Source organism: Cellvibrio sp. ARAG 10.3 (assembly GCF_051846955.1).
Taxonomy (GTDB): Bacteria; Pseudomonadota; Gammaproteobacteria; order Pseudomonadales; family Cellvibrionaceae; genus Cellvibrio.
The window spans coordinates 453,446-466,273 of record NZ_JBPYCU010000002.1; the positions used below are offsets into that span (position 1 = coordinate 453,446).

Consider the following 12,828-nt stretch of genomic DNA (forward strand, 5'->3'; position numbering starts at 1 on the left):
ACCCTACTCCGTTAACCGTGTCAGTCGATGTAAATGCTCAGCGATTTCAGCAGCCTGTACAGCGCGCCCGCTATTTTCGTTGGCCAGGCTAGCAACGGTTTCGATATGCTGTGAAATTTCGTGCGCTGCCTGGCTTTGTTGTTGCGCGGCAACGGCAATATCGTCAATCAAACTGAACACATCGCGCGTGCGCTGATTGATAGAAGCCAATGCCGCTTCAGCACGCTCCACCTCCACCATACTCTTACCGGTTTTTTCCACCACTGAACCCATGCTGCCGCGCACCTGTTGCATGGTGGTTTGTACCTGCAGGATGTTAGTGGCGATGTCCGCCGCCGAGCCCTGGCTGCGTTGCGCCAGGGCGCGCACCTCATCTGCCACCACGGCAAATCCACGCCCGTGTTCACCGGCACGGGCCGCTTCAATGGCCGCATTCAGCGCTAACAGATTCGTCTGCTCGGAAATCTCACCAATGATGCGCGACATGGCCGTGACCTTAACCATCAATTCTTCCAGCGCCGTAATACGTGTTTGTGTTTCCTGCGCAAGCCCAGCGACCTGTTTGACTTCATCACTGGCCGTCACCAACGCTCGCGCACCACTTTCACTCAACTCACACGCCGCCGTTGCCGCCACGCGCGCTGACACAATTCGTTGGCTGACATCATCAATGCTGTGGCTGATCTCCGTAATCGCCGCCGCACTGGAGGTGGTTGCCTTGGACTGAAACGCCGCACTGCTCGATACTTCATTGGCATTGCCCGCCAGTTCTGACGATGAATAACCCATCTCTTTCACGGCATCGCGAAACTCGGCATTGCGTCGTTGGAAATGTTTGAAGGTTTCGCGGGTGTCATCCAACAACAGCGCAAACGCTTTAGGCAGGTAGACAGGGGAATCTATCGGTTGCGATTGGCGAATTGACAATAAGCAGGCACGCACTTGCTCAACACTGTTGTGGTAACTGCTGACCAGCCCAATCAGTAGTGTAGCGGTAGCGATGAGCGGGATAAACAACCAGAGCTGGTGGTAACCGGCTAGTAACGCCAATGCGGGGATGGCGATAAACGCAAGCATTACACCGCACAATAATTGACTATTGACTGCACTTACCCAGTGCCCAAGCAAACGTCCCATCACTCGTCCTCGACTGCACATTTACCGTGCAACCCAACTGTTCCACTTAATCGAAGAGCCCCAAATCGGGGCGCAGAAAATATAGGAAATAAACAACATCACCATCCCTGCCCTTATTTGGGCAGGATTAGTGTGTTGTGCTTCAACTTTTGTGCCAAGAACTGAGGAGAGATATTACGGGTATGAATGAATGCACCTTGTAGTGCGTTTGTCATTAGGGCCTATGTTTCGAAAACGCATGAATACATCCCTGTAGCTCCCTCAAGTCATCCATGACTTGAGGGTTTCGAAACATAGGCCCTAACGCCAAACTCGTATTGTGCCAATATCAAGTTTTCATCAACTTTCTCTTTGAAAGCGAGAAGATCTTGATAAATTTTCTATTCATCAAGCAAGACTTTTACTTACAACTTCAAACACATCTTTCGATAATTTAGGTTCAGCAAGGATTCTTTCCAACTCAGCTTTCATCAACGTCTGGCGTTGTGGACTGTATTTTTTCCACTTGGTTAAGGGCCCCAGTAAACGAGAAGCGATTTGTGGGTTCTGGGTGTTCAAGCGAATCACTTCGTCGGCAAGGAAGCGATAACCCTCTGCCTTGCCGTCCTGCAACGCGTGGAAGTTAATCGCGTTGGCATTACAAAAGGTCGATACCAACGCACGGATTTTGTTGGGATTTTTTGCGTCGTAAGCCGGGTGTTGTTGCAGTTGCTTGACCTTGGCCAGGGTGTTGGGTAATGAGCAGCTTGCCTGCACGCTGATCCATTGGTTGACCACCAGGGATTCGTCTTGCCAACGTTGGTAAAAATCATCCAGCGCTGATGCCGCGAGTGCTTGTGCAGTTTGCGAGCGGCTATTGACCAATTGGGAGAGCGCGTCCATGCGGTCGGTCATGTTGTTTGCTTGCCGATATTGTTGCTCGCAGGCGTGAATCCATTGGTCATCTTCCAGGAGCATTAGATAGGCCAGTGCGACATTTTTTAAGCTGCGTGCAGCAATGGCTTCTGCGGTGGCGGCGTAGGCTTGCTGATTGTCGTAGCGCTGGTAGATGCTGGCAAATTCCTCTCGCAGTGATTCGGCGATGGCGCGGCGCACGCGCAGGCGACCGTAGTGGATGGCTTCCACATCGATCACATCCGCAAGTTCGCTGAGATAGGCTTCCGATGGTAGCGATAACATGTAGGCGACCATGGCCTGGTCCAGGCTCGTGTCCTGCAAAAGACTGCGGTAGGCTTCGATCAGGCGTGTGTCGATTGCCATAGCAGCAATGTCGTCTTTGCGCTGCCAGGCTTGCATCACATCGCCGATTACTTGCAGAGCCAACTGCTGGCTGGCGTCCCAGCGGCAGAAGCCGTCGTCGTCGCGGCTCATCAAGAGCATCAGCGCTTCGCGGGAATAAGCGTAGTGTAATTTCACAGGTGCCGAAAAACCGCGCAACAATGAAGGCACGGGTTTTTCATTTACGCCTTCAAAAACAAATGTATGTTCTGCTTCGGTTAATTCCAGCACAGTGTGCGTGTTATCAGCGGTTTCAAAATTCGGCACCTGGCCTTTGATTTTTAACGGCAGGTTGCCTCCGCTGCCCAGCAAGCCCATGGCGACCGGAATATGGAACGGCAATTTGTTCTGGCATTCCGGCGTGGGCGGGCAGCTTTGTTTGATGTGCAGGGTGTACTCGCGCGCATCTTCATCGTAGCTATCGGTTACCTGTAAACGCGGCGTGCCCGCTTGTGAATACCAGCGCTTGAATTGCGTGAGGTCGCGGCCTGATGCATCGGCCAACGCGGCGACAAAATCTTCGGTTGTAACCGCCTGGCCATCGTGGCGCTCGAAATATAAATCCGTGCCTTTGCGGAAATCTTCCGGCCCTAACAAGTTGGCCAACATGCGAATCACTTCTGCGCCTTTTTCATAAATCGTCAGCGTGTAGAAGTTGGAAATTTCAATATAGGATTCCGGCCAAATGGGATGCGCCATTGGCCCGGCATCTTCGGCAAATTGAGCGGTACGCAGCAAGCTAACGTCCTCCACGCGTTTAACCGTGCGCGAGCCCATGTCGGCGGAAAATTCGGCGTCGCGATAAACGGTAAAGCCTTCTTTCAAACTCAATTGAAACCAGTCGCGGCACGTGACGCGATTGCCCGACCAATTGTGGAAATATTCGTGGGCCACTACGCCTTCCACGCGCTGAAAACCGGCATCGGTGGTGGTTTCCGGTTTGGCTAAAACGCAGGAGGTGTTAAAGATATTCAGGCCTTTGTTTTCCATCGCGCCCATATTGAAATCGTCTACCGCAACGATCATAAAAATATCCAGATCATATTCACGGCCGTAAACGACTTCGTCCCACCGCATGGCGTTTTTCAATGACGTCATGGCGTGGTCACATTTGTCGAGATCCTTGGCTTCCACAAAGATTTTCAAGGTCACTTCACGCCCGGACATCATCGTAAAACGGTCCTCAATATGTTCAAGGTCGCCAGCCACCAGCGCAAATAGATAGCAGGGCTTTTTAAACGGATCATGCCAGGTCGCAAAGTGCCGACCGTTTTCCGCTTCGCCCTGCGCTATTAAATTGCCATTGGATAGCAACACCGGGTAGCGCGTCTTATCGGCAACGATGGTGGTGGTAAATTCACTCATCGCATCCGGACGGTCGAGATAATAAGTAATTTTGCGAAAGCCTTCTGCCTCGCACTGGGTACAAAACATGGTGCGCGATTTATATAAACCTTCCAGCGAGGTATTTAATTGCGGTTTGATTTCCGTTTGTGTTTGCAGCACAAATTCTGCTGGCGGATTGAGCAGCGTCAGATGTTCCTCATCTACCTGATACTCATCCTCAGCCAGCGTGCGGCCGTCAACGGCGATGGCACGCAGTGTCATCTCGCACCCGTCCAACACCAACGGTACAGCGTCACTGCCAGCCGCAGGATTCCGGCGCAAATTCAGCCTGCTGGTGACGATGGTGTAGTCTTCATAGAGATCGACATGCAGTTCGGTTTTATCGATCACGTAATCGGGTACGCGATAATCTTTCAGGTGAATCGCTTGGGGTTGTTGGCTGGCGTTCATAGAAATGTCCTGATTAGCAGCTTGCAAAAAATATCGGCTAGTAAAACCATCACAGCCATTTCAGCGGTTTGGGTTCATCCGGGTGGTCGTGGTCATGATCATCCGTACCACAGTGCGTGTGCGGCTCCGGTTCGATATAACCGGTGTGCTGTTCCGGGGGTAAATGCTGTTGTTCATAGGCAATCATCGCTTGCATACATAACTGCCGCTGTTCTGCTGACAAGCGATTACCGTCGGGCCACTTGCCCAATTCAACCGCGCGTTTGAGGTTGCGGTAAATATCCGGGGTCAAACTGGAGAGAAGTTGTTGTACATCCATAAGCCATTCCAAAAAAATACTGAGGGACAAAAAACTATAGCGTTATTGAATCCGTGGGCTTGCCGCGCGCTAACATGCCGGACACGACACCCAGCAGCATCCCGGCAACCAATCCGCCCAAGTGCGCCGCGTTGGCTACACTGCCGTCAATAAATTGATCGACAATACCTGTCATACACAACACCAGCCAAAACAACATGAAACCGATAATGCTGGCGGGCACGGCGAATAACGGGTGCGGTGCAAGTCGTTGGCGAATCCATAAAAATCCCACCAGCGCGTAAACCACGCCGGACATCCCCCCGAACCAGGGCGATGATTCCCAAAAATACTGGGTGAGATTCGCCACAATGGCGGTGATCACAAAGAACAAAACATACCGGCCTTTCCCCAGCCCAAGTTCCAGACGCCGTCCGAGATCCCACATCCACAAACTGTTAAACAACACATGAAACAAACCGAAGTGGAGGAAGGCTGGTGTGATCAATCGCCAGAGTTGGCCGCTGGCCAGGGTGTCGTCCAGCGACATAAAACTGCGTAAATCCGGTGCGACATCCAGCAACAAAAACCACATGGCCCACACTTGTCCGGTTTCGGTGTGGGTTAACAGGGCACCGATGCCACTGAAGATAATCAACACCAGCGTGATCGGCGTCATCCAGAAGGGAATGTCTCTGGGTTGCGTCTCAATGGTCTCTGCGGCGGAATCTTCTGTGGGTAATTGCACGTCGCCGCGCAGGAAGTCGTCGATCAATTGATCCAGAGGCTCGACAAGTTGCGGGTCTTGCACGGCGATGACCTGCCGCCCACTTTCTTCACTCACACGGAAATTCAGGCCGCGACGTTGCAGGAAACGGGTCAGTTCGCTCAGGTCCTGATCCAGCGGCAGATGTTTTACAGCAATCCAGTTCGACATTCAGTCTTGGTATCCCGGTCAATTGATAGTAAACAAATCATCGCAACCCCTTAAGGGTCTACATATTCCCACACATATTTATGTGCGCGCAGATGGGCTTCGCCGTCCATCCGGTACGCCACCAGGCGCCCGTATTTCACCGCACTGTAATCCAGGCAGGCCACATTCGGTGCGATGGGTTGCGGTTTTCCCTTGAGCCAGTAGTGTCCCACAAACAATGGTGGTTGATCAGCGTCGTAATTGACCATCTGCCCGCGATGTTCCGGGCTGATAGACGCTGCCGCAATGTCTTCCGGCAAGGGGTCCGGCTGAAACAATAACTCGCCATAGGTCTTGGGCCGGGGTACCCAGAATTTGGTCCGGAAAACGCTGCGCTCATAGCCGTCGTTGGACACAATCCTCACACCGGGCGGCAAAGGGAGATCAACTCCGCCGGTAAGTCGCTGCTTGGTACGCGACTCAGGCGTACCGGGCTCAACCGAGGCATGGATAAAATCCATATCGATGTGGCCGCTGCCGTAGCGCTGCCGGTGGCGCGCAATTAACGCGGCATCCCAACAGGCGTGTACCACGCGAAACGGGCTGAAATCCGCACCCCCATCCACCTCCAGAAACAGCGGCAATGTCTTGAACCAGTCAATGAAGGCACTCCATTCGTGCGGATAATTGGCGAATTGCTCCAGGGTTTCCGCAATCTGGCGGGTGTTGCGCGGGACATGGGGCCGCAGGTAATCGCGGCCACTGCCGGGCCGCCCCGGGGTGCAGTAGGTTATGGCATTGAACTCGTGGTTGCCGATAACCATCTGCGCACTGCCCCGCTCCACCATATCGTGCACCAGGTGCAAGGCTTCGCGAATGCGTGGGCCTCGGTCCACGATATCGCCAACAAAGATCACCCGACGCTTGTCGTGCTGGTAAACGCCACCGACTTTGTGATACCCCATCCGTTCCAGCAGGCGCCCCAGGGTAACGGCACAACCGTGCACATCACCTATGAGGTCGTAACCCGATACGGGCGGTAGTCTGTCTGTGGCGGAATCACTCGACATAGATCAATGGTTCAGCAAATGGCCACCCCAGCCTAACTTGGAGCGACAGCGTTCATAGAAATTGTGGTTCAGCGGGTGGATCAGCTTCAGGGTGTGGGGTTTCTTGCGAATGTGAATTTCATCAGCTGCACTGATATCGACGTGGGTCTGACCATCACACGTAACCATCGGCACAGCTGTATTGTGTTCACCCACGATAATCTTGATCTCGCTATCCCCCGCCACCACCATCGGGCGACTGCTCAGGGTGTGAGGATTCATCGGCACCAGGACGATGGCATCCAGCTTGGGGTGCATGATCGGCCCACCGCCGCTGAGCGCATAGGCCGTCGACCCGGTGGGCGTTGAGACGATCATCCCATCGGAGCGCTGGCTGGTAACAAAATGGCCATCGATATACAGCTCGAATTCCAGCATATGAATAAACTGGCCGGGGTGCAGCACCACATCATTCAGCGCATCGCCGCTGCCGACGGCGGCCCCTTGCCGCATCACCGTCATATCCAGCAGGAAGCGGTTATCCACCACGTACTTGCCGTTCATGACCTCTTCCACGCGGGTTTCAATATCCTCCGGCGTGATGTCGGTAAGAAACCCCAGCCGACCGCGATTCACCCCTAATAACGGCACATTGTATTTCGCCAGTGCCCGTCCACTGCGCAGCAGGCTGCCATCGCCACCGACCACGATGACCAGGTCGCAGGTTTGTCCCAGTTCATCGATACCGACAATTTGTTGCGCACCTTCCACCAGGTGCACGTCGGTAATCAAGGCCGCCGTCTCGGACTCCAAGACAAAGTGCTTGCCGCGTTGCTGCAAAAATCGGATCAACCGTTTGATGGAGTAGATCGCGCGCTCGCTATTGAGGTGACCGATAAGTCCGACAGTCGAAAAGTGTGTCATGGGGTATCCATTTCAGGGGGATGACAAGGCGGCCATTATAACGGCTTCGCCGATTGTGACGATTGAAAAAAGCGCGGGTTCCCCGCCGCCTATCGATGGGAGCAGTAATAACCAGATTATCGTTGTCTGGCGCGCATGTTACTTACATAATCGCCGTGTATGCATACACTTTCACTCAAAAACCGCCAAAGAATATCCAGGATGCTGTTTCAACATCAGGTTGTGCGGGACCTTGCCTGGTGTTGTTCCAGCGCACCGCTACTGGCTGACTTGCCATCATTGGTTAACACACCCGACCCGCAGATCACCGTCTGGCCCACGGAAGCCATGCTCGACACGCGCTGGCTCGCTGAACTCGATCGTAACCCCGACGCCCTGCTCACCGAACTCGCGCAACTGAAAAGTACGCGCCTCGGCATCTATTACGAAGCACTCTGGCGCTTCTATTGGGAACATCATCCACGTTACCGGTTGCTGGCTCACAATCTACAAGTTACCGAACAGGGCCAAACTTTGGGCGCGTTCGATTTTATCGTGCAGGAAGATGACACCCTGTGGCATATCGAAACGGCGGTGAAGTTTTATCTGGGTGTACCCGCGCATCCCGCCGGGGAATGGGTGCACTGGATCGGTCCCAACTGCAATGATCGCCTGGACATTAAAATGGCGCGCTTGCTGGATCACCAATTACCCTTGCGGTTTAGCAATGCCAGCCAGGCAGTATTGCGCGCGCTGACGCCACACGATCCGCACTGGCGCAGCGCATTGTGTCTGCAAGGCTATTTTTTTTATCCTGCTCATCACACCCTATCTGCGCCGCACCATGCACATCCACACCATCAGCGAGGTCAGTGGTGGTACCTGAAAGATTTTCTACGCGAGGAAGCAACCCATTATTGGATGATCCTGCCGCGCCACCTGTGGTTATCTGCGGCGCAAACCGATGATATCCATGCACTGGTTGCGCGGGATAGTCTGCGGGCGTATCTGCGTCACTGGGTGGGGGATAAGCATCGGCCGCAATTAATCGCGGCCATGACAAAAGACAACGGGATTTGGAAAGAAACCTTGCGCGGTTTTGTGGTGCCCGATCACTGGCCCTGGACCGACACACCATCGCGCAATACATAATTGTGATGATCGTCCAATAACGATTCCCAGCGGGACTGGCTGAACAATTGCGCACAATCCACCAGCGCCAATGCCTTGTAGCCCTGCTGAGCCAACAAATGCGCTGCCGCGCGGCTGCGCCGGCCGGTGTCACAATAAAAAATATACAGTTTATCCTGGGCTAACAACCGCGATTTAATGCTTAATACCCGCAAGGGAATATTCACAGCGCGAACAAGATGACGCTCGCTGTATTCTTCCTCGCTACGCACATCCACGGCCACTGCGCCCTCAGCGATCGCTGCGTCAAATTGGTTGAGATCCAGTGTCGCCACCACCGGTTCTTTCAGGAGCCGATAAAAATCCTGTTTATCCAGCCGCATCAACACGCCATCGCTGCGCATGGTGATCGATGCGTTGCGCACGGTCTCGTTCACCAGGGCATCCTCTCCAAAACAGCGCCCCACACTGATATCAGCAATATGCTGCCATTTGCCATCAATGTTGCGCGTCACTTCGGCGTCGCCTTCCTTGATGAAGTAGCACTGATCGCCTACTTCGCCCTGACGCAGAATCACATCCCCGGAGTACACCACCTGGGGGGTGAGTCGTGCAAAAATATGTTCGACATTATGGGGTGGAACCTTGAAGAACAAATTGGATTTCAACACCGTCATCATCCAATCCACGTCTTCGTCCAGGTCGCGCTGGCGGGAGATAATTAATTGCAGGTAATCGGCGACCTCACTCCAGGTGAGAAGTTTGTCCAGGCGCTCGCTGTCGATGCGCAATAGGTTGCAGTCGGTTTCTGCTACTGCGGTACATAAACGAGGTTGGTGGTGCGCGATGGGCATCAATGATGAACGCCCTTTGATGAGCGTCTTGCTGCCGTCTTCCGCAACCAGCGCCACATCGCCGTGAAGCAGGTAAATGTGCTGGCCGTCGTATTGCCCGCTGGAAAATAACGTCTGGCCGGCAAAGGCGACGTCTACCGCGGCGTCATCAAGCAACGCGAGCAAATGGCTTTCGCTCATGTCTTTAAGCGGCACCAGGGTGCGCGTCAAATTCAGATCGAATTCGATACGGGTGGGTGCTGTGTTTTTATGTGCGTGCATGATACGACCTTGCCTCTCACGTCCGGTTTTTATGCACCGGTATTGTTACCATCGGATAATCGCAATCTCCGGGCAGCGCGGCCACTGGAGAGACCGCTGGAGCGATTGTTACCTGAAACCCAATCTGTTGTAAAAAACACCACATTACACGGGTGACGGTAAGAAACCCCGGCGCCCTTGCAAGCCACCGGTGTGCACCGCAACGAGGCGGGTACCGGGTGACCAATAACCCTGAGCCGCCAGACAGGCGATACCCCAAAACATCTTCAAACTATAGACCGGTTCCAGGAGTATGCCGGTTTCGGCTTCAAAGTCGCGCCAGAAATCGCGCAACACCGGCGGTAATTTTTTGGCGTAACCACCACCGTGATAACCGCTGATAAGTCGCCACTGCGCACCTGCTACGCGGCAAGGATCTGTGTCAGCGTTCAGCGCCAGGCATTCCTGGGACAGGCGATTGATCTCACACCCCAGGTTGCCCTGCCCTTTTAGCACCGAGAAACCCAGAGCGGTTTTGTCCCTCGGCAAACCGCAGGCCAGGCCGGCTAGAGTACTGCCGGTACCACAGGGTACGCACACGGCATCAAAGGTATCACCCAGTTGCCGGGTTATCGCCCAGCCCATGGCGGTGGCGCCGCGCGCACCGAGGAGATTGCTACCGCCCTCCGGCACCAGCAAGAAGTTGCCGTAGCTCGCGCGCAACTGATGCAATAGTACGTCGTTGTCGGCCCGGTAGGCGGCGCGGGGGACAAAATATAATTGCATCCCCCAGGCTTCGGCGTCCTGCAAGGTTGGACTGAGCTGCGCCGGACGCTCCCCGCGCACGACACCGATCGTCGCTATCCCGCTTGAATGACCTGCAGCGGCCAGCGCGTAAAGGTGATTGGAATAAGCTCCACCGAAACTCAAGAGCTGATTAAATCCCTGCTCCCTGGCCGCCTGCAGGTTATAGAACAGTTTGTAAAACTTGTTACCGCTCTGGTACGGATCAATCAGGTCATCGCGACGCACAATCAATTCGATACCCCGGTTATTGACGGCCGACCAGGGCACCGCTTGCAGGGGCACCTCCAGCGCGCGCTGATGCAATACATCACGTTCAACACTTGCCATGCCCGCTTCAATCATCAATCGTTACGTCCGGCTCGCTCAGCGTCGTTCGGCAACCAATTGATGGGGCAAGGCCTGGTGCTGATCGCAACGATCACTTTCGCCTTCGTGAAATTCCGAGGGCGTAGCGACGCGAGCAAGGGGCTTGTTGCATATCTGTCCGCGATGGTCAGTGCCGTTGCAGCGGGGCGTCTGGTAATGGGCGAGCCAGGCGGCGTAGAGCGTTTCCGTCACACCACACTTGGCAGCAACGTAAGCCTGGGGATTGTCGAGGTAACGGCTCATGTCATCCAGGGGGATCGCGATATTGCCAGCGCCCGGATGAAAGGCCACAAAATTGATACCCGCACGGGCCAGCCGGGCGAGCAGTTGATCGCTGCCATTATTAAGCAGCGCCTGGTTTTCGCGCCGCAGGTGGGTAATCTCGTCACGCAGGTTCTTCTCTTGCTCGTGGCGGTAGAAGAGTTCTACCTCGCGCATATCGAGTTTTTCCTGCAGCTCTGCGGTTACGGTTTTAAGTCGGGTTTCCATCTCCAGCGCAAAATGGTCCTGCATGGCCTGGATCTGGCTGTTTTCATCCATCTGCGCCGCTTTCAGTTTATGGCTGAAATACTCGCGTACTCCTTCCAGTTTTTGCAATTGCACATCCAGGTCTTCCTTAAGCGTGCGATTGCGCTCATCCAGCTCCTGCCGGGTTTTTTGTAATTCCAGTAATTCTTGCTGATAGGACTGCAAACGCTTTTGGTGTTCTTGCTGGATGCCCTGGATTCTGAGTTTCTGCTGGTTCTCAAGGGTGGCAATACGTAAGCGTTGCTCTTTGATCACATGGGCAAGCCGGTCGCGCAATTCCTGGGAATAATGCTGATGCAGTTTCTGCTGGATTTTTTCCTGGATTTTCTGCTCGCGCCGCTGTTCTTGCGCGCGCTGCTCTGCTTCAAGGGCGGCGGCCTTGTCAGCGGCAGCAGTCTTAAAGATTAAGCCAAGGCGATTACTTTTAACGGCTTTGCGCATCAGCACAAAGCTGTTGCAGCCCGGCTGCATTTGCGGGTCCCACAGATTCTTGCGTTGCCACTCGATAGGACACTGGCTGAAGCAGGCCAGACGAATGGTTCCGGCACCCAAATCGGGGCCGCGTGCGGCGGCCTCGGCCAATTGTTGCAGGGGCACATTCCAGCGGCGGTCGATCATCCCCCTGGCATCAAATTCGAGTACGAAGAATACCGCAGCAGTAATGCACAACCGGGAATTAATCCGTACGTAAACAGCCTTGGCCAGCCGGCCTGCGTAGTCGGGCACAGGAATGAAACCATCGAGAATCGCTTCAAATTCCGAGTAAAGCATTTCACGAGATATCTGATCGCCGTCGAACAGGAATACTGCTTCCAACTGTTCCGAGGATTGGGTTTGCATAAATCGATCCAGCCTGCGCTGTGGGGGAGCTTTGGATGCTTATCAGTATAAGTCAGATATTAAACCCGCGCGGTTGGATGACTCTAACGGAGCCATAATCCGCAGGATTTGCGACTTGACCAACGAAATTATGGTGTGCAGGTCGGGTTTTTGCTGTGAACCGCTCAGCAGTTTATCAGCTTCGCTTGTAGATGAAGGTTTAACGGAATAGGATCAGGGAGGGAGAACAGCGGGGGAAACGGGCGAGCGCGCAGCACCAAGCTGCTTCACTCGCATCAGATATCAGAGTAGTCCTCTGTTATCTCATCGTCGCTTTCGTCATAAATGACATCCAGCAGATCTTCGATATAGTCTTGCATGGTAATACTCCTTGGTTAACGTTCACGGGTTGCACTTCTTGCAGCCGGTGGTCATGTGACAATTCAGAAGCTAAAGGATTCCTTTCCAAAAATCTACTCCAGTGATCCCAGATTAATGGCCGATCATGACAATTCCATGTATGTATGGATTATTTGGCCGCCAAAATGGCCAAAACGGGAAGCAATGAAGGAAAACCGGCGGGATAAAGCAAAAAGCCCCGCGAAGGCGAGGCTTTTTATAAAAATTCGTGGCGGACCGGACGGGACTCGAACCCGCGACCTCCGGCGTGACAGGCCGGCATTCTAACCGACTGAACTACCGGTC

Annotated in this window: 10 protein-coding genes; 1 reads left to right on the forward strand and 9 read right to left on the reverse strand. The window is 53.9% G+C overall.

The window, feature by feature from the left end; all coding sequences use genetic code 11:
• Positions 1-3: 3 nt before the first annotated feature.
• From ACSV5M_RS04685 to ACSV5M_RS04710, 6 genes are all read right to left on the reverse strand, one after another.
• Positions 4-1,137 (reverse strand): methyl-accepting chemotaxis protein, encoded by a 1,134-nt coding sequence (locus ACSV5M_RS04685; RefSeq protein WP_439174428.1) that lies wholly within the window; start codon positions 1,135-1,137, stop codon positions 4-6.
• A 387-nt stretch (positions 1,138-1,524) separates the two neighbouring features.
• Complete coding sequence (gene pepN, locus ACSV5M_RS04690) at positions 1,525-4,212, reverse strand: aminopeptidase N (protein ID WP_439174429.1); 2,688 nt, start codon at positions 4,210-4,212, stop codon at positions 1,525-1,527.
• 49 nt (positions 4,213-4,261) lie between these two features.
• A complete protein-coding gene (locus ACSV5M_RS04695) occupies positions 4,262-4,531 on the reverse strand; it encodes a YeaC family protein (protein WP_439174430.1) in 270 nt (89 codons plus the stop codon).
• A 34-nt stretch (positions 4,532-4,565) separates the two neighbouring features.
• On the reverse strand, positions 4,566-5,447 hold the full coding sequence (locus tag ACSV5M_RS04700; RefSeq protein WP_439174431.1) for a rhomboid family intramembrane serine protease: 882 nt from the start codon (positions 5,445-5,447) through the stop codon (positions 4,566-4,568).
• Between the two features lie 50 nt (positions 5,448-5,497).
• Positions 5,498-6,496: a metallophosphoesterase gene (locus ACSV5M_RS04705; protein ID WP_439174432.1), complete on the reverse strand. Its 999-nt coding sequence runs from the start codon at positions 6,494-6,496 to the stop codon at positions 5,498-5,500.
• Between the two features lie 3 nt (positions 6,497-6,499).
• A complete protein-coding gene (locus ACSV5M_RS04710; RefSeq protein WP_439174433.1) occupies positions 6,500-7,399 on the reverse strand; it encodes an NAD(+) kinase in 900 nt (299 codons plus the stop codon).
• Positions 7,400-7,600: 201 nt separating this feature from the next.
• Between ACSV5M_RS04710 and ACSV5M_RS04715 the strand changes: the two genes are divergently transcribed.
• Positions 7,601-8,530, forward strand: coding sequence for a DUF1853 family protein (locus ACSV5M_RS04715; RefSeq protein ID WP_439174434.1), 930 nt, complete (start codon positions 7,601-7,603; stop codon positions 8,528-8,530).
• On the opposite strand, the gene ACSV5M_RS04720 is transcribed toward ACSV5M_RS04715, so the two are convergent.
• From ACSV5M_RS04720 to ACSV5M_RS04730, 3 genes are all read right to left on the reverse strand, one after another.
• A complete protein-coding gene (locus ACSV5M_RS04720) occupies positions 8,491-9,624 on the reverse strand; it encodes a cyclic nucleotide-binding domain-containing protein (protein ID WP_439174435.1) in 1,134 nt (377 codons plus the stop codon). The genes ACSV5M_RS04715 and ACSV5M_RS04720 overlap by 40 nt on opposite strands.
• A gap of 144 nt (positions 9,625-9,768) precedes the next feature.
• A complete protein-coding gene (locus tag ACSV5M_RS04725) occupies positions 9,769-10,752 on the reverse strand; it encodes a 1-aminocyclopropane-1-carboxylate deaminase/D-cysteine desulfhydrase (RefSeq protein ID WP_439174444.1) in 984 nt (327 codons plus the stop codon).
• 21 nt (positions 10,753-10,773) lie between these two features.
• Complete coding sequence (locus tag ACSV5M_RS04730; RefSeq protein WP_439174436.1) at positions 10,774-12,144, reverse strand: hypothetical protein; 1,371 nt, start codon at positions 12,142-12,144, stop codon at positions 10,774-10,776.
• Between the last annotated feature and the right edge of the window lie 684 nt (positions 12,145-12,828).